General features: G+C 62.0%; 15 protein-coding genes. 9 read left to right on the plus strand and 6 right to left on the minus strand.

All coding sequences use genetic code 11. The features are described 5' to 3' along the window. Positions 1–10 precede the first annotated feature (10 nt). The gene (gene tauA / locus EOC83_RS25470) at positions 11–1,024 is read right to left on the minus strand and encodes a taurine ABC transporter substrate-binding protein (protein WP_024502228.1); all 1,014 of its coding nucleotides are present in this window, start codon (positions 1,022–1,024) and stop codon (positions 11–13) included. Positions 1,025–1,667: 643 nt separating this feature from the next. On the opposite strand from tauA, the gene EOC83_RS25475 reads away from it, so the two are divergent. The 9 genes from EOC83_RS25475 to EOC83_RS25520 all read left to right on the plus strand — a co-directional run bounded on the left by EOC83_RS25475 (position 1,668) and on the right by EOC83_RS25520 (position 13,220). Next, positions 1,668–2,138: an Rrf2 family transcriptional regulator gene (locus EOC83_RS25475; protein ID WP_063169612.1), complete on the plus strand. Its 471-nt coding sequence runs from the start codon at positions 1,668–1,670 to the stop codon at positions 2,136–2,138. A gap of 31 nt (positions 2,139–2,169) precedes the next feature. Continuing rightward, entirely contained in the window at positions 2,170–3,504 is a 1,335-nt protein-coding gene (locus EOC83_RS25480; RefSeq protein WP_013528704.1) for an FAD/NAD(P)-binding protein, read from the plus strand. A gap of 291 nt (positions 3,505–3,795) precedes the next feature. After that, entirely contained in the window at positions 3,796–5,235 is a 1,440-nt protein-coding gene (locus EOC83_RS25485) for a pyridoxal-phosphate dependent enzyme (protein ID WP_063169613.1), read from the plus strand. After that, on the plus strand, positions 5,232–6,413 hold the full coding sequence (locus EOC83_RS25490; protein WP_063169614.1) for a PLP-dependent aspartate aminotransferase family protein: 1,182 nt from the start codon (positions 5,232–5,234) through the stop codon (positions 6,411–6,413). The genes EOC83_RS25485 and EOC83_RS25490 overlap by 4 nt, the downstream gene beginning before the upstream one ends. Positions 6,414–6,749: 336 nt before the next feature. Further along, positions 6,750–7,718 carry a GlxA family transcriptional regulator gene (locus tag EOC83_RS25495; protein WP_024504110.1) on the plus strand — a complete coding sequence of 323 codons (969 nt, stop codon included), beginning with the start codon at positions 6,750–6,752 and terminating at the stop codon, positions 7,716–7,718. Positions 7,719–8,039: 321 nt separating this feature from the next. Then, complete coding sequence (locus tag EOC83_RS25505; RefSeq protein ID WP_063169616.1) at positions 8,040–9,344, plus strand: Xaa-Pro peptidase family protein; 1,305 nt, start codon at positions 8,040–8,042, stop codon at positions 9,342–9,344. Positions 9,345–9,447: 103 nt separating this feature from the next. Then, on the plus strand, positions 9,448–10,128 hold the full coding sequence (locus EOC83_RS25510) for an isochorismatase family protein (RefSeq protein ID WP_063169617.1): 681 nt from the start codon (positions 9,448–9,450) through the stop codon (positions 10,126–10,128). Next, on the plus strand, positions 10,125–11,072 hold the full coding sequence (locus tag EOC83_RS25515) for an alpha/beta hydrolase (RefSeq protein WP_063169618.1): 948 nt from the start codon (positions 10,125–10,127) through the stop codon (positions 11,070–11,072). Before EOC83_RS25510 ends, EOC83_RS25515 begins: the two co-directional genes overlap by 4 nt. A gap of 507 nt (positions 11,073–11,579) precedes the next feature. Beyond that, on the plus strand, positions 11,580–13,220 hold the full coding sequence (locus EOC83_RS25520; protein WP_063169619.1) for an ABC transporter substrate-binding protein: 1,641 nt from the start codon (positions 11,580–11,582) through the stop codon (positions 13,218–13,220). Positions 13,221–13,732: 512 nt separating this feature from the next. On the opposite strand, the gene EOC83_RS32895 is transcribed toward EOC83_RS25520, so the two are convergent. The 5 genes from EOC83_RS32895 to lepA all read right to left on the minus strand — a co-directional run bounded on the left by EOC83_RS32895 (position 13,733) and on the right by lepA (position 19,464). After that, entirely contained in the window at positions 13,733–14,125 is a 393-nt protein-coding gene (locus tag EOC83_RS32895; protein WP_244514249.1) for a hypothetical protein, read from the minus strand. 260 nt (positions 14,126–14,385) lie between these two features. Beyond that, complete coding sequence (locus EOC83_RS25535) at positions 14,386–16,314, minus strand: AAA family ATPase (RefSeq protein WP_063169620.1); 1,929 nt, start codon at positions 16,312–16,314, stop codon at positions 14,386–14,388. Then, the gene (locus EOC83_RS25540) at positions 16,301–16,822 is read right to left on the minus strand and encodes an ABC-three component system middle component 5 (RefSeq protein ID WP_063169621.1); all 522 of its coding nucleotides are present in this window, start codon (positions 16,820–16,822) and stop codon (positions 16,301–16,303) included. The genes EOC83_RS25535 and EOC83_RS25540 overlap by 14 nt, the downstream gene beginning before the upstream one ends. Beyond that, positions 16,819–17,391, minus strand: a complete 573-nt coding sequence (locus tag EOC83_RS25545) for an ABC-three component system protein (RefSeq protein WP_063170410.1) — start codon at positions 17,389–17,391, stop codon at positions 16,819–16,821. Before EOC83_RS25545 ends, EOC83_RS25540 begins: the two co-directional genes overlap by 4 nt. A gap of 267 nt (positions 17,392–17,658) precedes the next feature. After that, positions 17,659–19,464 (minus strand): translation elongation factor 4, encoded by a 1,806-nt coding sequence (gene lepA, locus EOC83_RS25555; protein WP_063169622.1) that lies wholly within the window; start codon positions 19,462–19,464, stop codon positions 17,659–17,661. Positions 19,465–19,602 lie beyond the last annotated feature (138 nt).

Below are 19,602 nucleotides of genomic sequence, written 5' to 3' on the forward strand. Positions count from 1 at the left end.
TAAGCGAGTACTAGTTCGAGGCGAGCGCCTCGGTGACGTATTTCGACGATACGTATTTCGAATAGTCGGGAAGCACGGCGTCGATCTTGCCTTGCTCCTTGAGGAAGGTGGATGTCGCTTCGACCGCCTTGACCGTGCCGCCGCCGAGGAATTTGTCGGAGGCCTGCTCTTCCAGCGTCGGGAAGACATAGCCCTTGAGCAGCTGCGGCACTTCTTCCAGCTTGGCGCCGGTGAGTTTGGCGATCGCGGCCGCCTGCGGCGACGATACCGACCAGGCTTCGGGCTTGGCGAGGAACTCGGCATATGCCGCGCCCGTCACCTTGACGAAGTCGCGCACCGCTTCCGGGTTCTTTTCGGCGAAGTCGGTGCGCACGATCCAGGCGTCGAAGGTCGGCGCGCCCCAGGCGGCGACCTGCGAGGAATCCACCACCACCTTGCCCGTCGTCTTGATCTGGCCGAGCGCCGGATCCCAGACATAAGCGGCGTCGATGTCGCCGCGCGAGAAGGCGGCGGCGATTTCCGGAGGCCGGAGATTGAGGATCTCGACCGACTTCGGATCGACGCCCTCATGCTTCAGTGCTGCGAGCAGGCTGTAATGCGTCGTCGAGACGAACGGCACGGCGACCTTCTTGCCGGCGAGATCGGCGATTTTCTCGATGCCGGCGCCGTTGCGTGCCACCAGCGCCTCGGATTCGCCGATCAGGCCGACGATGAAGATGGTCTGGATCGGCAACTCGCGGCTCGCCGCCGCCGCCAGCGGACTCGAGCCGACATAGCCGATATCGACCGAACCGGAAGCGACCGCGGCGATGACATCGGCGCCGGAATCGAATTTGCGCCAATCAATGGTGGCCTTCGTCGCCTTTTCATAGGCGCCGTCGGCCTGCGGCACTTTCGAGGGTTCGACCACCGTCTGGTAGCCGATGGTGATCTTGAGGTCGTTGGCAAGGGCCGGGCCGAGGAAGGCCGCACCGGCAAGTGCCGCCGACGAGAGCAGAAGAATGCGTCGCGAAATGGTGGACATGAAGGGCTCCTGAAAAGAGAAAAACCGGAATGCTTCATAATAGTCAGCTAATTCTATGGTTCTTGTAGAGTTAAATCCTTCCAACCAAGGCGGGCTTGTTAGAAAAAAGCTGTCGATGGTGAGGTGGTGAGGCGGATAGGGTGGTTGCGGTGGGGCAGAGTGTCGCCACAGGGCAGGCCTTTCGACGCCGGCGGGCCAGCGCCCCCCTCTGTTCCACCGACCTTTAACCTCCTGAACTGCGGTGATGGCTCCGCCTACGCCCACCGCGAACTAGAATTCCCGCTTCCGGCCTCTTCCAGGCAAATTCATGCCTCAAATAACCGCCGATTTGACAACCCATTCCGCGTGTTCGAGGGTAAGTATAGTAATCTTATCGACATTGAGATTGGAGGCGACGATGAGCAGTCACCATATCGCGATGATCGCGCCCCCAAACTCGTGCGCTTTTGTGTCCCTGTGGGCACAAAGGCTAGTCAAAATGGCCCGCGCGGCTTGAAAACGAAGCAAAATCAGAAGTTCTCGGCTTGTACATCATGTCACTAGAATTTATGTGTCATGCGGGCTTGGACGCGGCGGCAACGCACGCCAGGCGTTTTGCAACCGATGGTTCCATGCCGTCGCATGCCAGAGAAAATTTGATCTCATGCTCACCAAAAAAGGTAAGTACGGCCTCAAGGCGCTTGTCCACCTCGCGCGATTGCCGGCCGGGCAGCTCGCCTTCGTCAACGACGTCGCCACCGGCAACAACATCCCGAAGAAATTTCTCGACGCCATCCTGGGCGAGTTGCGCAATGCCGGCTTCGTCCAGAGCCGCAAGGGCAAGGATGGCGGCTATCGCCTGGCGCGCCCCGCCGACGAGATCAAGGTCGGCCATGTGGTGCGCGTCCTCGACGGTCCGCTGGCGCCGATCCCCTGCGCCAGCCGCACCCAGTACCAGCGCTGTGAAGATTGCAACGAGGCGAGATGCCAAGTCCGACATCTGATGCTCGAGGTCCGGCAGGCGATCGCCGAGGTGCTCGATCAGCGCAGCCTCGCCGAAATGCGCGATATCTCTCTCGACGACCTGTCGGTCGGCATCGGCGATCTGCCGGTCGCGGTGAAGGTCCAGGCCTGACACTGGCGCTGCGCAGAGCGAAGGCATGCCTATGACCGGGCGCGCCAACTCCATCATCATTGTCGGTGGCGGCGCCAGCGGCGTCGTGCTGGCCGCGCATCTCCTGAAGTCGCCCAATCCCGACCTGCGCGTCACGCTGATCGAAAGGCGCCCGCATTTCGGCCAGGGCATCGCCTATTCGACGCTGCTGTCGGCGCATGTACTGAATGTCAGCGCCGCCGGCATGAGCGCCTATGCCGACGATCCCGGCAATTTCTGGCGCTGGCTTCAGGAACGCGGCCTGGCAACGGCTGAGGAGGCGCCCTTCTATGCGCCACGCAGCATCTATGCCCGCTATCTCGGCGAGTTGCTGGTCGATCTGGAAGCGCGGGAAAAGCAGAGCGGTCGGCTTCGGCTGATCCGCGAGGAAAGCCTCTCGATCACGCCCACCGCCTCCGGCGTCGAAGTGGCGCTGGCCAACGGCACCAGCGTCGTTGCGCATCTCGCCGTGCTGGCCACCGGCCACGACGAGGAGCCGGCGCAAGGCCATGCCATCAGGATGGGATCGGAAGCCGACACAGCACTTCCGCCCGGCGCCGGCGTCATGGTGCTGGGCACCGGCCTCAGCATGGTCGATGCTTTCCTGGCGCTGGAGCAACGCGGCCATCGCGGCGACATCATAGCTGTGTCCAGGCGCGGCCTGCTGCCCTCGCCGCATCGCAAGGGCAATCCGATCAAGCTCGACGTCGCCGACATTCCGCTCGGCACGCAGCTCTCCTATTTCGTCGGCTGGTTCCGCGACCTGATCAAGGAAAACCAGAAGGCCGGCATCGACTGGCGTGACGTCGTCGACGGGCTGCGGCCGTTCAACCAGAAGATCTGGCAGAACTGGCCGGCTTCCGCCAAACGCCGCTTCGTCGAGCACACCAAGGCCTGGTGGGACATCCACCGCCATCGCATGGCGCCCGAGGTCTACGCCCGTGTCACCGAGGCCGTGCAATCCGGCCGCATCCGCCTGGTCGCCGGCCGCGTCGTCGACATTGCGCGCAACGGCGAATTCACCGTCCAGGTCCAGTCGCGTCACACGCAGCGTCTCGAGACCTTCGAGGTTGCCCGCATCTACGATTGCTCTGGCATCGTCAGGGACATCTCGACCTCGTCGAACAGCGTCGTGCGCTCGCTGGTCGACCGCGGCCTGGCAAGGCCGGATCCGCTGCGCATCGGCCTCGACGTATCGACCAAATGCGAGATCATCGCCGGCGACGGAACCGTTTCGGCCAAGATCCTCGCCGTCGGCCCGCTGACGCGCGGCACCTTCTTCGAGATCGACGCCATCCCCGATATCCGCGTGCAGTGTGCGAGGCTGAGCAAGCAGCTGCTGGGGTAGGCTGTGTCGATATTCAGGTGATGCCGGCCTGCAAATGCGGCTTCCTGTGGCTTCCGGTGCTCACGTACCCAAAAGTACGCTCTGCTCCGGTTCTCGGAATCTGCCATTTTCGGCTCGGCCTGACCTGAATCTCAACACACCCTCCAAGCCCTTGAGGCACAAACCGGAATTTCATTCCGCATCTGGCCGGTTGATTGGCACGATCTATCTTCTTTCCGACTGCAAAGGGCTGGAAAAGAGGCTACGCTGCCGCCCTGCCCAGAGGCGGTCGCTTGGTCATGGAGCATCGATATGAGCGAGCATGAGATCGCCACACTGGACAGTGCCCCCTCGGAAGCCGAATTGTCCCGCCTGCGTCCGCCCTACAAGTCGGTGCTCGACCTGATCGGCCAGACGCCGGTGGTCGAGCTGACCAAGTTCGACACCGGCAAATGCCGGCTGTTCATCAAGCTCGAAAGCCAGAATCCCGGCGGCTCGATCAAGGACCGCATCGCGCTGTCGATGATCGCCGCGGCTGAAAAGCAGGGCAAGCTCAAGCGCGGCGGCACCATTGTCGAGGCGACGGCCGGCAACACCGGGCTTGGCCTTGCCCAGGTCGGCATCCCCAAGGGCTATCGCATCGTGCTGGTGGTGCCCGACAAGATGTCGCGCGAAAAGATCCAGCACCTGCGCGCGCTCGGCGCCGAAGTGCGCATGACGCGCTCCGATGTCGGCAAGGGCCATGCCGAATATTACCAGGACATGGCCGAGAAGATCGCGGCGGAAACGCCCGGCGCCTTCTATGCCAACCAGTTCGCCAACCCGGCCAATCCGCTGGCGCATGAAACCACCACCGGCCCGGAGATCTTTTCGCAGCTCGACGGTGATGTGGATGCCGTGGTGGTCGGCGTCGGCTCGGGGGGCACGCTGACCGGGCTTGGCCGCTACTTCGCAAAAGTGTCGCCGAAGACCGAAATGGTGCTGGCCGATCCGGTCGGCTCGGTGCTGGCGCCGCTGATCAAGACCGGCAAGATGGAAGAGGCCGGCAGCTGGACCGTGGAAGGCATCGGCGAGGATTTCGTGCCGCCCAATGCCGATCTGTCGCTGGTCAAGAAGGCCTATTCGATCCCCGACAAGCAGAGCATGCTGGCGGTGCGCGACCTCTTGTCCAAGGAAGGTATCCTTGCCGGCTCATCCTCGGGCACGCTGCTGTCGGCGGCGCTGCGCTATTGCCGCGAGCAGACGGTGCCCAAACGCGTCGTCACCTTCGTCTGCGACAGCGGCAACAAGTACCTGTCGAAGGTGTTCGACGATTTCTGGCTGGCCGAGCAGGGGCTGGCCGAGCACGAGCAGCATGGCGATCTGCGCGACCTGGTGATGCGCTCGCACCGCACCGGCGACACCGTCTATGTCGGCCCGGACGAAAGCCTGCTCAATGCCTATGGCCGCATGCGCCGCTCCGATGTCTCGCAGCTGCCGGTGCTCGACAATGGCAAGCTCGTCGGCATCGTTGACGAAAGCGACATACTGGCCAAGGTCGACGGCCCTTATGACGGCCGCTGGGAGCGCTTCAACGGCCCGGTGCGCACGGCCATGACCTCCAACCTGCACACGCTGCAGGCCAGCCAGACGCTGGACGCGCTGCTGCCGGTGTTCGACCGCAACGAGGTCGCCATCATCTTCGACGGCGACGAATTCGTCGGCCTGATTACCCGCATCGATCTGATCAACCATCTGAGGCGCGCACGATGACCAGCAATACTCCGCCAGCCGGGAAAAACCGTCTGGCTTTCTCGACGCGCACCATCCATGGCGGCCAGAGCCACGACCCGCTGACCGGCGCGGTGATGGTGCCGATCTACGCCACCTCGACCTATGGCCAGCAATCGCCCGGCGTGCACAAGGGCTTTGAATATGCCCGCAGCCAGAACCCGACGCGCTTTGCTTTCGAGCGCGCGGTGGCCGACCTCGAAAGCGGCTCGGCCGCGTTCGCCTTCGCGTCAGGGCTGGCGGCGATCGCCACCGTGCTGGAGCTGCTCGATTCCGGTGCGCATATCGTCGCCACCGACGACATCTATGGCGGTTCCTTCCGGCTGATGGAGCGGGTGCGCAAACGCTCGGCCGATCTGCAGGTCTCGTTCGTCGACTTCACCGACCTTGCCGCCGTCGAGGCCGCGATCCGGCCCGAGACGAAAATGCTGTGGGTCGAAACCCCCACCAACCCGCTGCTGCGCATCGTCGACCTCGAAGGCGTCGCCGCACTTGCCAGGCGCAAGGGGATTCTCACGGTCGCCGACAACACCTTCTGCAGCCCCTATATCCAGCGGCCGCTGGAGCTCGGCATCGACATCGTCGTGCATTCGACGACCAAATATCTCAACGGCCATTCCGACATGGTCGGCGGCGTCGCCGTGGTCGGCGACAACAAGGATCTGGCCGCCCAGCTGAAATTCCTGCAGAACGCCATCGGCGCCATTTCGGGCCCGTTCGACAGTTTTCTGGCGCTGCGCGGCCTCAAGACCTTGGCGCTCAGGATGGAGCGCCATTCCGCCAACGGCCTGAAGATCGCGCAATGGCTGGAAGCGCGCCGCGACGTCCGCCGCGTCATCTATCCCGGCCTCGCCAGCCACCCGCAGCACGCCGTCGCCGTCCAGCAGATGCATGCCTTCGGCGGCATGATCACAGCCGTGCTCGACCGCGACCTAGCCGGCACCAAAAAGTTCCTCGAACGCACGCAATTGTTCACGCTCGCCGAAAGCCTCGGCGGTGTGGAGAGCCTGATCGAACACCCGGCGCTGATGACGCATGGCTCCATACCGGCGGAGAAACGGGCCGAGATCGGCATATCGGATTCGCTGGTAAGGTTGTCGGCGGGGATCGAGGATGGCGATGATCTGATTGCGGATCTGGAGCAGGCGCTGGCGGGTTAGAAGCTTAATCAACTTGCAACTTCAGCGTTGCCCCTCATCGCCCTGCCTTGGCTCCTTTCCTTTCCCTCCGGAGGGGAGAGAGGTGGCTCGGCGAAGCCGAGACGGAGTGGGGGAAGGCGTTCGCAGACGCGCAGTCGCCGCAAGACAGGCACAATCTGACGAGCAAGAGACCTCAGGGCGCGCGGCGAGGGTCGACCCCCACTCCGTCGAGCTTCGCTCGACACCTCTCCCCCGATCGACGAGGGAGAGGAAGGGCAAGGGGCGGCGCGCGGACGTCTCATGATGATGGACCGGCCAATTGACCCCGAACCCCATCTGCCCGAAATGTAGCGCCCCATGGCCACGCGCGAACCACCCAAGCCCACTGAACCCCTCACTTTCGCCGTGCTGGTGTTCCCAGGTTTTCCGATGATGGCGTTCAGCTCGGTCATCGAGCCGCTGCGCGCCGCCAATGTCCTGGCGAAACGGCAATGCTATCGCTGGATCATCGTCGGCGGCACGAAAGGTGCGGTCGAGGCGTCGAACGGCGTCGTCATCCAGCCGGGCTTTTACGCCGAGGATGCGCCGAAGGTCGACCGCATCGTCGTCTGCTCGGGCGGCGATGCCGATCACCTCGTCGCCGAGGACGCTGCACACTGGATCCGCAAGAGCCTGCGCAATGGCGCCCATATCGGTGCGGTGGCGGATGCCGCGTTCTTCCTGGCGCGCGCCGGCCTGCTCGACGGCCATGCCTGCACCTTGCACTGGACCAGCCAGGCCGCCTTCACCGAAGCCTTCCCCAACATCGAGCTCAGGCGCGACCTCTATGTTATCGACCGCAAGCGCTTCACCTCGGCCGGCGGTGTCGGCAGCCTCGACATGATGCTGGAGATCATCACCCGCGACTACGGCGCCGAGCTTGCCGCCGGCGTCGCCGAATGGTTCGTGCACAGCCAGCTGCGCTCCAGCATCGACCGCAAGATGATGCCGCTGCGCCTGCGCACCGGGGTCCAGAACGAGCTGGTGCTGTCGGCCATCGCCATCATGGAGGACGCGGTCGAGGAGCGGCTCGGCATGGCCGAGCTGACCGCGAAGCTCGGCGTGTCCTCAGACAAGCTCGAGCGCTCCTTCCGCTCCGAACTCGCCATCTCGCCCAATGGCTATTACCGGCGCCTGAGGCTCAAACGCGCCGCCGATCTTTTGGCGCATTCGACGCTCGCCGTGCGCGACGTGGCGCTGGCGTGTGGGTTTGCCTCGATGTCGAGTTTTGCCCGGGCGTTTCGCGAGGAGCATGGCCATCCGCCGAAGCTGGCGCGACGGCATTAGGCTTGGCGCTCGCTGACGCGGTGAGATGTTGGCGGGACAGCGCCCCCCTCTGTCCTGCCGGACATCTCCCCCTCAAGGGGGGAGATCGGACTGCATCTCTGCTTTCGCCAATCTCAGATGTTGAAGAAAAGAACGGCGGCATCGAAAATGCCAATCTCCCCCTTGAGGGGGAGATGCCGGGCAGGGCAGAGGGGGGCGCGAAGGATCGCGACGCAACCGATTAGCCAGCGGCATCCCGCACAACAGCTGCGGTTTTCCGCACAATCCTCCCGCCCCTCTTGCGCCATGCTGCGACCTCGCAACCCAGCCAAGGCCGAGCCCATGAGCATCGTCGTTTTCGACCCCGACAGCACCGAGGACGTGAACTTCAAGGATCGCATGCGCCACCCCGCGGCGGCCGATCCGGCCGGCGGCATGTGGCTGTCGGACACCGAACCGTCCTTCATCGATGCCGATGCCCTGCGCAAAGGCCGGCTGGCCAAGCTGCGCGGCTGGATGCGCAAGGCCGGCTATGGCGGCGTGGTGCTGTTCGATCCGTACAACCAGCGCTACGCCACCGGCTCGCGCAACATGTTCGGCTATTTCCTGCGCAACTCGACCCGCTATTTCTTTATCCCGACCGACGGGCCGATCGTGCTGTTCGAATACCCGCAGAGCTATCATGTCTCCATGGTACTCGACACGATCGACGAGGCGCGGCCTTCCAAGTTGGTCTGGTCGTCGGTCTCGGGCCGCGACGACGAGACCGCAGGTCCGTTCGCCGACGAGATCGCCGAGCTTTTGAAAAAGCATGGCGGCGGCTCGATGAAGCTCGGCCTCGACCGCTGCAGCCATCTGCAGGCGCTGGCGCTGGAAAAGCGCGGCTGTGAGGTCAGGGATTGCCAGGGCGAAATCCTGGCGGTGCGCGCGGTGAAGACGCCGGAGGAAGTGAAATGCCTGCAGGTGTCGATGGCCGGCGCCGAGGCTGCCGTCTATGCGGTGCGTGAGGCGATCAAGCCCGGCGTTTCCGAAAACGACCTGTTCGCCATCATGTATGGCGAGGTCATCCGCCAGGGCGGCGAGTTCATCGAGACGCGGCTGCTGACATCAGGCCAGCGCACCAACCCGTGGTTCAACGAGGCCAGCGGCCGCAAGATCCGCCCCGGCGAACTCTTGGCGCTCGATACCGACACCATCGGCTGCTACGGCTATTATTCGGATTTCTCGCGCACCTTCCGCTGCGGGCCAGGCAAGCCGACCCCTTACCAGAAGTCGCTCTACCGCATGGCGCACGATCAGGTTCAGCACAACATTTCGATCGTCAAGCCCGGCATGGCCTTCCGCGAGATCGCCGAGCAGGCGTGGAAGATCCCCGACCGTTTCGTCGACCAGCGCTACACCTCGGTCATGCACGGCGTCGGCATGCATGGCGAAACGCCGTTCATCGCGCATGCCATGGATTACGAGACCTATGGCCGCGACGGCCATATCGTGCCAGGCATGGTGGTGAGCGTCGAAAGCTATATCGGCGAAAAGGGCGGCCGCGAGGGCGTCAAGCTGGAGGACGAGATCCTGATCACCGAGACGGGCACGGAGCTTCTGTCGCGCTTTCCTTATGAGGACGAGTTTCTGGAGACGCAGGTTTGATACGGGCAACCAATGAGCGCCTCGTTGCCTGGCGCCCCCCTCTGTCCCGCCGGCATACGGAAGGGTCTTTGACTGCCTCGCCCATGCATCACGCAGGCGCCGCATGAAAACGCCCATCTCCCTCAAGCCCGGCACGGTGGCCGCGATCTTCATCGACCTGCAGGAAGAGCACCGGCAGGACCCGCGCTACCTCGTCGAGGGCTTTCCCACGATCCTCGCCAACGTCCAGCGCCTGCAGGCGGCGGCGCGGCGGAACCAGGTGCCGCTCTACCACTGGGCCTACATCGTCGATCTCGACAAGCAGGACCGCCCGTTTCATCCGCTCGGCGAGGACGGCAAGTCGGCCTTTTCCGACAAGAGCGATCCGCTGACCGAAATCTGCCATGAGGTGGCGCCGGCCAAGGGCGAGGCGCTGCTGATCAAGGCCGAGGCCAGCGCCTTCCGCACCGGGCCGGCGGCGGGCGACATCAAGTCGGCCGGCATCGAATGGTTGGTCATATCAGGCGTCTGGACCGAGGCCTGCATCGACGCGTCGGTCAAGGATGCGGTGGCCAAAGGCTTTCGCGTGCTGCTGGTCAAGGATGCCTGCGGCAGCGGCAGCGCGGCCATGCACCAGACCGGGATCCTCAACCTCGCCAACCGGCTCTATGGCGGCGCCGTCACCGACACCGACGGCGCCTGCCGGCTGCTGGCCGGCGAAACCGTCACCGTCTGGCAGGTCGAGGGCTCGGTGCCGCTGCGTTTCAGCTTCGACAACGCGGCCGCGCTCTACGCCGATCTATGACGCGCGGCCCCTACGAAACACGGCTCGACCCGGCCCTTTGGGCCTATATCGACGCCGTCAACGCCTGGCATCCGCCCGAGATCATCGGCCTGCCGATCGACAAGCAGCGCGCCGTCTATGACAGGATGAGCCGGGCTTTCCACCAGGGCCGCCCGCCCGGCGTCAAGGCCAGCGACGGGCTGATCGCCGCCGCCGGCCGCGACATCCCGGTCCGGCGCTACCGGCTCGAGGGCAACGCCGCCAAGGCGATGGTGGTCTACTACCACGGCGGCGGCTTCATCCTCGGCGGGCTCGAAAGCCATGACGACATCTGCGCCGAGCTCTGCGCCGGCACAGGTTTCGACGTGCTGTCGGTCGATTACCGGCTGGCGCCGGAGCATCTTCATCCCGCCGCCTTCGATGATGCGGTGGCCGCCTTCGAATGGGCAGCGGCGAGATCAGGCCTGCCGCTGGTGCTGTGCGGCGAAAGCGCCGGCGGCAATCTCGCCGCGGCGGTGGCGCAGGCGACGCGCCGCCACGCCAGCGCTGCCATTGGCCAGGTGCTGATCTACCCCGAGCTCGGCGGCGACGAGCGCGCCGGCTCCTACATCGAACACGCCGACGCGCCGCTGCTGTCGGTGGCCGACATCGCCTTCTACCGCGACGTCCGTTCGGCCAGGCGCCAATCGCTTGACGATCCGACTTTTGCGCCGCTGCGCGACAAGGATTTCACCGGCCTGCCGCCGACGGTGATCGTCACCCCCGAATGCGACCCGTTGTCCTCGGATGGCGAGACCTACCGCGACCGCATTCTGGCCGCCGGCGGCAAGGCGTGGTGGCACGAAGAGCCGAGGCTGGTGCACAGCTTCCTGCGTGCCCGCACCACGGTGCCGGCGGCGGCGGAAGCGTTTGCGCGGATCGTGGCTGCGGTTGCAGCGCTGGGCAGGGGTGAGTGGCCGTATTGAACATAGCGAAGGCCCCCTCATCCGGCCGCTTCGCGGCCACCTTCTCCCCGCTGGGGAGAAGAGGGAAGCGCCGGCGCTGCAAGTCTCCTCTCCCCTCGGGGAGAGGTCAGCCGAGCGAAGCGGAGGCTGGGTGAGGGGGCGTCTCGCGTGAAGCGCCGGCATCCTCTTTTCAACAATGGAACATAGGAGGTCGAGTCCCGTCGTACCGACCCCCTCTGTCGCCTTCGGCGACATCTCCCCCTCAAGGAGGGAGATTCGCGCCGCGCCATCGTCCAACGCATACGCCAATCGCCGACTCCCCCCGCGGAACCCCGCACAATCACTGCGGAAAAGCGAACACTCCGCGGCGTCACCCCGCTCTATCATTCCCCCTCAGGCAACGGCGCCCCGGCGGTCGCGTCCGCCCCCGCGCCTGTCGATCGGCCGGGGCGATTTTTCTGTGCATGCCATTGTCCCAAAACCGCTGGGCACTTTTGGGCGGCATGCATCAACAACAGGGGAACGACGATGAAATTCATGCTGACCGACCGCAAACTCCACCCGCAAGCCAAACCCGTGGCCGACGATTTCAAGGCCGGCGGCATCAACCGCCGCGAATATCTGGCGCTGATGGCCGGGCTCGGCGTCAGCGCCGCCGGGGCGCTGGCGCTGGGCGGACTTGGCACCATCCCTGCCCGCGCGGCGGAACCCAAGAAGGGCGGCGTCCTGCGCGTCGCCATGAACGTCAAGGGTTTCAAGGACCCGCGCACCTTCGACGGCGTCGAGATGTCCAACGTTGCCCGCCACTGCAACGAATATCTGGTGCGCTGGAACACCGACTTCTCCTTCGAGCCCTGGCTGCTCGAAAGCTGGGAGGCGAGCGACGACGCCAGGATGCTGACCCTGCATGTGCGCAAGGGCATCTCGTGGTCGAACGGCGATGCCTTCAACGCCGACGATGTCATCCACAACCTCACCCGCTGGTGCGATGCCTCGGTGCCCGGCAATTCGGTCGCCGCGCGCATGGGCGCGCTGGTCAATGCCGACACCAAGAAGGTGGTCGATGGCGGCATCGAAAAGGTCGATGACTTCACCATCAAGCTGAACCTGCCCAAGCCCGACATCTCGCTGATCGCCGGCATGGCCGACTATCCCGCACTGATCATGCACCGCTCCTATGAGGGCGACGGCGATCCCCTGAAGGCGCTGGCCATCACCACCGGTCCCTGCGAGCTGGTCAGCTGGGATGCCGAGACCGGTGCCGAGGTGAAGCGCAAAGACAAGCCCTGGTGGAAGGGCGAATTCTACTTGGACGGCATCAAATGGGTCGACTACGGCTCCGACCCCAACGCCATGCTCTCGGCCTTCGAATCCGGCGAGATCGACACCGACCACGAGACCGCTTCCGATGCCGTCTCGCAGACCGAGCAGATGGGGCTGATGAACTCCGAGATCGCCACCGGCTCGACCATCGTCGCCCGCTTCAATGTCGCCAACGCGCCCTATGACGACGTCAAGGTGCGCCGCGCCGCCCAGCTCGCCGTCGACAATGCCGCCGTGCTGGCGCTCGGTCTCGGCGGCCGCGGCAAGCCCGCCGAAAATCACCATGTCGGCCCCATGCACCCCGAATATGCCGATATCGGCCCGGCGAAGCGTGACGTCGAGCAGTCGAAGAAGCTGTTGGCCGAGGCCGGCAAATCAGACCACGAATTCGAGCTCATCTCCGTCGATGTCGAATGGCAAAAGAGCACCGGCGACGCCATCGGCGCGCAGATGCGCGAGGCCGGCCTCAAGATCAAGCGCACCGTGCTGCCGGCCGCCACCTTCTGGAACGACTGGAGCAAATACCCCTTCTCCTGCACCGAATGGCTCGGCCGCCCGCTCGGCGTCCAGGTGCTGGCGCTGGCGTATAAATCCGGCGCCGCCTGGAACGAAAGCGCCTACGCCAATCCCGAATTCGACACGCTGCTAGACAAGGCACTGGCGACACCCGACGCCAAGGCGCGCAAGGAGATCATGGGCAAGATCGAGCAGAATCTGCGCGACTCGGGCATCATCATCCAACCCTACTGGCGCTCGGTCTACCGGACCTGTCGCAAAGGCGTCGAAGGCTGCGAACAGCACCAGGCGCTGGAGCAGCACTTTGAGAAGGTGTGGATTGAGAGTTGAGAGGCGGTCCGCGCTAGCGGACGTAAAGCCAATTGCTTGGCTTTACGAGCCTCGAACGCTCTGAGCCTGCGAAGGGCCGGGCGACGGTGATGCGCCGGCATTTCTAACCTTCTCCCCTTGTGGGAGAAGGTGGATTGCCGCGCAGCGGCAAGACGGATGAGGGGTGTTCCAGCTTGGCGATACGCCAACAGTAAACGCCCTGAACCAGAGCAGAACCTTCACCGCCTCACTCCGTCACGCACCCCTCATCCGTCTCGGCGCTGCGCGCCGATCCACCTTCTCCCACAAGGGGAGAAGGTCAGAAGCGTCAGCGCCCCTTCAAGTGCAGGGCTAGCCGGTGGATCGCTGCGATCATCTGACGGGTTGAAAATGGCCGGCGCGAATGCCGGTGAGGCAGTTGCCTGAGCCCGCGCCGGCCACTGGCGAACCTGGGTCCGCCGCCCGGATTTTTTACCGTTCCGCCGATGCCCGATCAACCAGGCCGGACGTTTGGTACGGAAGCGAACAAAGGCTCACCGGGCCGGCTTCAGCAGCGTCCAGATCCAGCCGACAAAGGTCAGCACCAGGAACGGATAGCCGGCGGCGGGCAGCGGCGCCGAGGTCGGCAGCAAGGGCGCGCCCCAGAGGATCATGCAAGCCGAGACGACAAACAGCGCGGCGGCCACGAGCGCGGTGAGGCGCATCCACAGGGCGAATGTCTTCGGCGCGCTGACCATGACCAGTGCGGCCGCCCAAAGCGAGATGCCGCCGACATAGGACGGCACGCTGGCCTCAAGCCCCGCCGCATTGCCGGCCATCAACAGGGTCTCGCCGGCCAGGAAGGTCAGGAAGCCGGCCGCTATGCAATCATTGCCCAGCCGCTGGTGTTTCATCGTCAGCAGCGCGGTGGCGACCACGAGAGCCACGCCGTCGATCGTCCAGAGCGTTTCGCGCAGCGGCGCGCTGGCGACGAAGGTGCCGGCCAGCCCGAAGGCGCCGCCGCAAGGCCGACCGCGGCGGTGGTGTCTGATGTGGTGCGCATTTGAGGGGAGAGAATACCCCGAGGTGGGTCTGCCCTCCCGAACACAACAGTCGCGCTTCTCAGAGCCACGCAATCGGAGAAATGGCCATTTCGTGGCCCCATCGCCGCGTTCGCGCAGGATATGATGCCATCCCGACTCACACTTCAATTTAACCTGATATCAATCGTCTTTTCGTCGCTCGTGGAAAACGCCCCGACTGCATATGCTTCGTCTTCCAAGATCGGCTCGATCATCGCAGTCGCGTAGATTATCTGATGCTCTACCTTACTTTCCTTCGAGATACGGAGGATTTGCAGTTGGAAGTTTTGGCTGCGGATTGCCTCCACCCCCATGTTTTCGTGAGTATCAATCATGCAGAAGCGGGGATGGCGAAAGAACTCCGTCTTAGTTGCTGCAGCAAGGAATCCCAGGTAGAAGCTGCTTTTCAAAATCGCTCTGGAGCTAGCCGAGAAGTAATTCTCCCCGTCTACAGCGATCTTGTTTTGCCCAAACGTAAAGCTGATAGTTTCAGGGTCCTCAAATATATCTTGCCGCCTCAAATCGTTGCGTAGAAGCTCCTTAACCTCGTTAGAGATACGAGTATAGGCGATGGATAGTCTATTCTGCTGTTGAGCGCGAAGTGCATCATTGTAGGATTTTAGCCCAGCGATAGCACCTTCCAGCTCCTCGCGCCGACTCGAAAGCTCTCGTATAGTTTCAACCAATTTGGCCTTCTGATCTAAATCTTCGACCTGTCTCTCCAAGTATCCGGCTCGTCGGTGCAATTCTCCGATACGGTCTCGTAATGTAGTCGATGGCAATCGTTGCACCGAAGCAAGATGTTGGGACGCCTGTTGCCAATCTTCTTCGAGTCGCCGCAGTGAAATATCCAATCGGGTTAGGCGCTCACTTCGCTTCCTTTGAAGTTCCTCCGATTGGTTGATCTGGAGGCTGGTGTCAAGAATCAGACCGGAAATGCGTACTTGGGTCTGTTCGGAGTCAAATGGCGTTTTGCACAAATGGCAAGAATGTGGAGCAGGCTCATCCTCCAAAGGCGCGTAGCAGGCTGGACACCACTGAAAACTGACCTCTCCGATATTTTCGACCACATTCTCAGAGTCCTTCAGGGCCTCGATCTTGTTCCGGAGGCTAACAATGAAAGCATCGGAATCAGCGATCGTAAGCGTGAGGGCGTCACGCTCTTGACGGGTCCGCACGAGGCTCGACTGAATCTCTTGGACCCGCCTGTAAGCGGTTTCTTGCGAGTCCAGTGTGAATTGGTCCTTTGCATCGCTGGAAAAAAGTGCGGCCTCAGATTGTTCGATCGCAGTCTGAACCGCAGCCCGGTCCTTCTCCAGGTTATGTCTCTGAGCCTGAATCCATTCGGTAGTTAATCCCTGGTCCGGCCCTCCTACTCTGCCCAATATCGTAAATAGCGAGTGTAGCTGCCCAATTACCTTGTCCAGCTCTTTGCTATACTCCTTTATTTTTTGCTCGTTATCGTAAAGATCGCTATCGTATGCGCCACAAAGGAGTCGTCCTACCGTATCTCGCAAATTTGCTTGATCAAATCTTTCGAAACGAAAGATGTCCTCTATTGGGCTTAGCTGGTCAGCGTACAGCAATCTAAGTATCTGATGCATAGTTATGTTGCCGGACAGATCGCTTGATACCTCCGGAATTCCCAGGAGGCCAAATATTGCTTGCGAAAAGCTCTCGCGATTGCTCGTACCTCTATATGGATAGCGTATCCAGTCGGATCGGGCAGCCCCTGTCGCCATCTCGTATGGGCCACCAAAAACTTCCATTGGCTGCTGCCCGGTCGACTCGGAAATCTCTCTGCTAAGGGTCACTATGCGCCCGTTTATACGCGCCTCAACGACAACTCTCGTGCAAAGGCGAGCCACTGCGCTCCAATCGGCGAGTTCTCCCCCGAGTCCATAGAAGATGAAATTTAAAACAGTCGATTTTCCGGAGGAATTATCACCACGGACGACATTAACGCCCTCATGGAACTGTTCGTTGTAAACAACGAGATGACCCCGCTCGACCACAACACGCGTCACTATCAGCGTAGGCTCATACCGCATCATATCGATGCTCCAACAGGCCAGTTCTCGCCTTCAGCCCGTTATCCCCTTGCAGAGGATAGTCCGATGCCAGAGTGGCCAAGAAATCCATGAGGTCGGACTGAGATTCGTTGATCTCGGCTACTCGTTCCGCGAGACTCCGAGGAATTGTGGACCCTGTGGCTCTAACTTCCTTTTGCGCAAGCGCATCGACACTCACCAAAGACTTGGCGGCAAGGGTTTGAATGGCCGCTGCTTGCATAGGGCGCATACGTTCGAATACCAACCTGGCATCGGGTAGCTCGCCATAAGGTTTAGTAAAAGCATATCGGTCTGATAGCTTTTTGAACTTCTGATGCTGGGCTGTCAGCCGAATGTCCCGAACTTTGTGAGGGAACAAAAGGTAGAAATCCAGAATCCGCAACTTATCGTAGGCCAGCGCCTCCGAAGGGCCGAGCACATTTCGTAGACGTAAAAACCTAAAAACCGCATGAAAAGCGTCAAAAGCAGGCTGAAAGGAGAGCTGAGTCATTTATGCCAACGGACGAAACATTGTTCTGCCAGCCAGTAAATCATCCCCATTGCGGTGTTATGATCTACCTCCAGGACGCTTGCACCGCAGTCCTCAACAGTTGGAATCACAATTAGCTCATTCATGAACTTGTTTATTTCCACCACGCCACATGTAGAAATTTGTGGGAGGATTATATCATTAAACTGCCGTTCAGCTCTCGCCAACAGATATACGATTATCTGTTGAGCAGAATAATAATGAGACCAGCGCTCTAGAAGTTTGACGAACATTTCCTTCATTTCGATGGCATCAGAGTAGGAATCCTCTCGGCCACTCACGCTCAACTTTGCGCGTAGTCCCCGAACACCGTCGTGCGATCGTTGAGAATAGAACCGTTTGAGTCTGTCGATGGTGTCTCTGGCTACTTGATTTCTTTCAATTTCAAGCTCAAGCTTTTGTAACAGCTTTTCGATCGCGCTTACGCGGTTTGCGGCGATGTTCTTGTAAGTATGGTTGATGTCGCGAGCCGCCATGTCGCGACCCGCGCTGGCTCCCGACTGATCGACTGTGGTTGAATTTGCCGTCACGCTACGCGCCTTTATCGACACGTTACTTCGTGATCGTCTTGTCACGTCCTACTAAGTCGCCACCAGCGGTAGCGCCACCCTGATTAACGGCGTTTCCACCAGGGCCTGCTCGATTTTTGATAATTTGAAATGTTATGAGCGAACCAGCGCCCAGACCTACTAGAAAGCTAATTATTTCAGAAATGTAGTCTGCAATTGCTGCCATGAATCACCCCCGAGCCACGGCCAGTTTAGCACCCTTTTTCTATTTTGAAACTACTTAAGGACCTAGTCCCCCATCTTCAAGGCCTGGATAAACGCCTCCTGCGGAATGTCCACCTTCCCGAACTGCCGCATCCGCTTCTTGCCTTCTTTCTGCTTGTCCAGCAGCTTGCGTTTGCGCGAGACGTCGCCGCCGTAGCATTTGGCGGTGACGTCCTTGCGCAGCGCCGAGATGGTTTCTCGGGCGATGACCTTGCCGCCTATTGCCGCCTGGATCGGGATCTTGAACAGATGGTTCGGGATCAGCTCCTTGAGCTTCTCGCACATCTGCCTTCCGCGCTTTTCCGCCGCCGTGCGGTGCACCAGCATGGACAGCGCGTCGACCGGCTCCTCATTGACCAGGATCGACATCTTCACCAGGTCGCCCTCGCGGTAGTCGGTCAGGTGATAGTCGAAGGAGGCGTAGCCCTTGGAGATCGACTTCAGCCGGTCGTAGAAATCGAAGACGACCTCGTTGAGCGGCAGATCGTAGATCAGCATGGCGCGCTTGCCGACATAGGACAGGTCGGCCTGGATGCCGCGCCGGTCCTGGCAGAGTTTCAATATGCCGCCGAGATAGTCGTCGGGGGTCAATATGGTGGCGCGGATCCACGGCTCCTCGATCGCCGAGATCTTGACCACGTCGGGCATGTCGGCCGGGTTGTGCAGTTCCTTCATCGAGCCGTCGGTCAGAGCCAGCCGGTAGACGACGCTGGGTGCCGTGGCGATCAGGTCGAGGTTGAACTCGCGCTCCAGCCGCTCCTGGATGATTTCGAGATGTAAGAGGCCAAGGAAGCCGCAGCGATAGCCGAAGCCGAGCGCGGCGCTGGTTTCCATTTCAAAAGAGAAGCTGGCGTCGTTGAGGCGCAATTTGCCGACTGCGGCGCGCAGATCCTCGAAATCGGCGGCGTCGACCGGGAACAGGCCGCAGAACACCACAGGCTGCGCCGGCTTGAAGCCGGGCAGCGCCTTGGCGGTGGCGCGCTTGTCCTCGGTGATGGTGTCGCCGACGCGCGTGTCGGCCACTTCCTTGATCGAGCCGGTGAAGAAGCCGAATTCGCCGGGGCCGAGCTCGTCGACATTGATGCGCGCCGGTGTGAACACGCCGGTGCGCTCGACCAGATATTTGGCGCCGGTGCCCATCATGCGGATGGTCTGGCCCTTCTTCAGCACGCCGTCGATGACGCGCACCAGCACGATGACGCCGAGATAGGCGTCGTACCAGCTGTCGACCAGCATCGCCTTCAGGGGTGCCGTGGCGTCGCCTTCGCGCGGCGGCGGCAATTGGTGGACGATGGCCTCCAGGACATCCGGAATGCCGAGGCCGGTCTTGGCCGAGATCAGCACGGCGTTGGAGGCGTCGATGCCGATCACCTCCTCGACCTGCTCGCGGATGCGCTCGGGCTCGGCGGCCGGCAGGTCGACCTTGTTCAGCACCACGACGATCTCGTGGTTGTTGTCGATCGCCTGGTAGACATTGGCCAGCGTCTGCGCCTCGACGCCCTGGGAGGCATCGACGACCAGCAGCGAGCCCTCGCAGGCGGCCAGCGACCGCGACACTTCATAGGCGAAGTCGACATGTCCGGGCGTGTCGATCAAATTGAGGATATAGTCCTCGCCATTGTTGGCGCGGTATTTCAGCCGCACCGTCTGCGCCTTGATGGTGATGCCGCGCTCGCGCTCGATGTCCATCGAGTCCAGCACCTGCTCCTTCATGTCGCGCAGCTCCAGCCCGCCGGTCAGCTGGATCAGCCTGTCGGCAAGCGTGGATTTGCCATGGTCGATATGGGCGACGATGGAGAAATTGCGGATGTGGTCGAGGGGCGTGCTCATGGCGCGCGTTTAGCAGGGGTGGCTTGCCCGAGCAAGCTGTGCGCCTTTGCCGGAGCAGGCAGCACGGGCACCTGTCGCTTTTTTCGCGCTTTTCGCGAAAAATCTATAAATTTTAACCAAGCCCGTTAGAGCATAATT

Origin of the sequence: Mesorhizobium sp. Primo-A (assembly GCF_003997175.1) — a bacterium.
Taxonomy (GTDB): domain Bacteria; phylum Pseudomonadota; class Alphaproteobacteria; order Rhizobiales; family Rhizobiaceae; genus Mesorhizobium; species Mesorhizobium ciceri.

Bases quoted from the DNA above. Each gene is read 5' to 3' on its own strand.
- EOC83_RS25535 (WP_063169620.1), bottom strand. From the start codon at position 16,314: ATGATGCGGTATGAGCCTACGCTGATAGTGACGCGTGTTGTGGTCGAG.
- EOC83_RS25480 (WP_013528704.1), top strand. From the start codon at position 2,170: ATGACCGGGCGCGCCAACTCCATCATCATTGTCGGTGGCGGCGCCAGC.
- EOC83_RS25490 (WP_063169614.1), top strand. From the start codon at position 5,232: ATGACCAGCAATACTCCGCCAGCCGGGAAAAACCGTCTGGCTTTCTCG.
- lepA (WP_063169622.1), bottom strand. From the start codon at position 19,464: ATGAGCACGCCCCTCGACCACATCCGCAATTTCTCCATCGTCGCCCAT.
- EOC83_RS25540 (WP_063169621.1), bottom strand. From the start codon at position 16,822: ATGACTCAGCTCTCCTTTCAGCCTGCTTTTGACGCTTTTCATGCGGTT.
- EOC83_RS25495 (WP_024504110.1), top strand. From the start codon at position 6,750: ATGGCCACGCGCGAACCACCCAAGCCCACTGAACCCCTCACTTTCGCC.
- EOC83_RS25510 (WP_063169617.1), top strand. From the start codon at position 9,448: ATGAAAACGCCCATCTCCCTCAAGCCCGGCACGGTGGCCGCGATCTTC.
- EOC83_RS25505 (WP_063169616.1), top strand. From the start codon at position 8,040: ATGAGCATCGTCGTTTTCGACCCCGACAGCACCGAGGACGTGAACTTC.
- EOC83_RS25475 (WP_063169612.1), top strand. From the start codon at position 1,668: ATGCTCACCAAAAAAGGTAAGTACGGCCTCAAGGCGCTTGTCCACCTC.
- EOC83_RS25520 (WP_063169619.1), top strand. From the start codon at position 11,580: ATGAAATTCATGCTGACCGACCGCAAACTCCACCCGCAAGCCAAACCC.
- EOC83_RS25515 (WP_063169618.1), top strand. From the start codon at position 10,125: ATGACGCGCGGCCCCTACGAAACACGGCTCGACCCGGCCCTTTGGGCC.
- EOC83_RS25485 (WP_063169613.1), top strand. From the start codon at position 3,796: ATGAGCGAGCATGAGATCGCCACACTGGACAGTGCCCCCTCGGAAGCC.
- tauA (WP_024502228.1), bottom strand. From the start codon at position 1,024: ATGTCCACCATTTCGCGACGCATTCTTCTGCTCTCGTCGGCGGCACTT.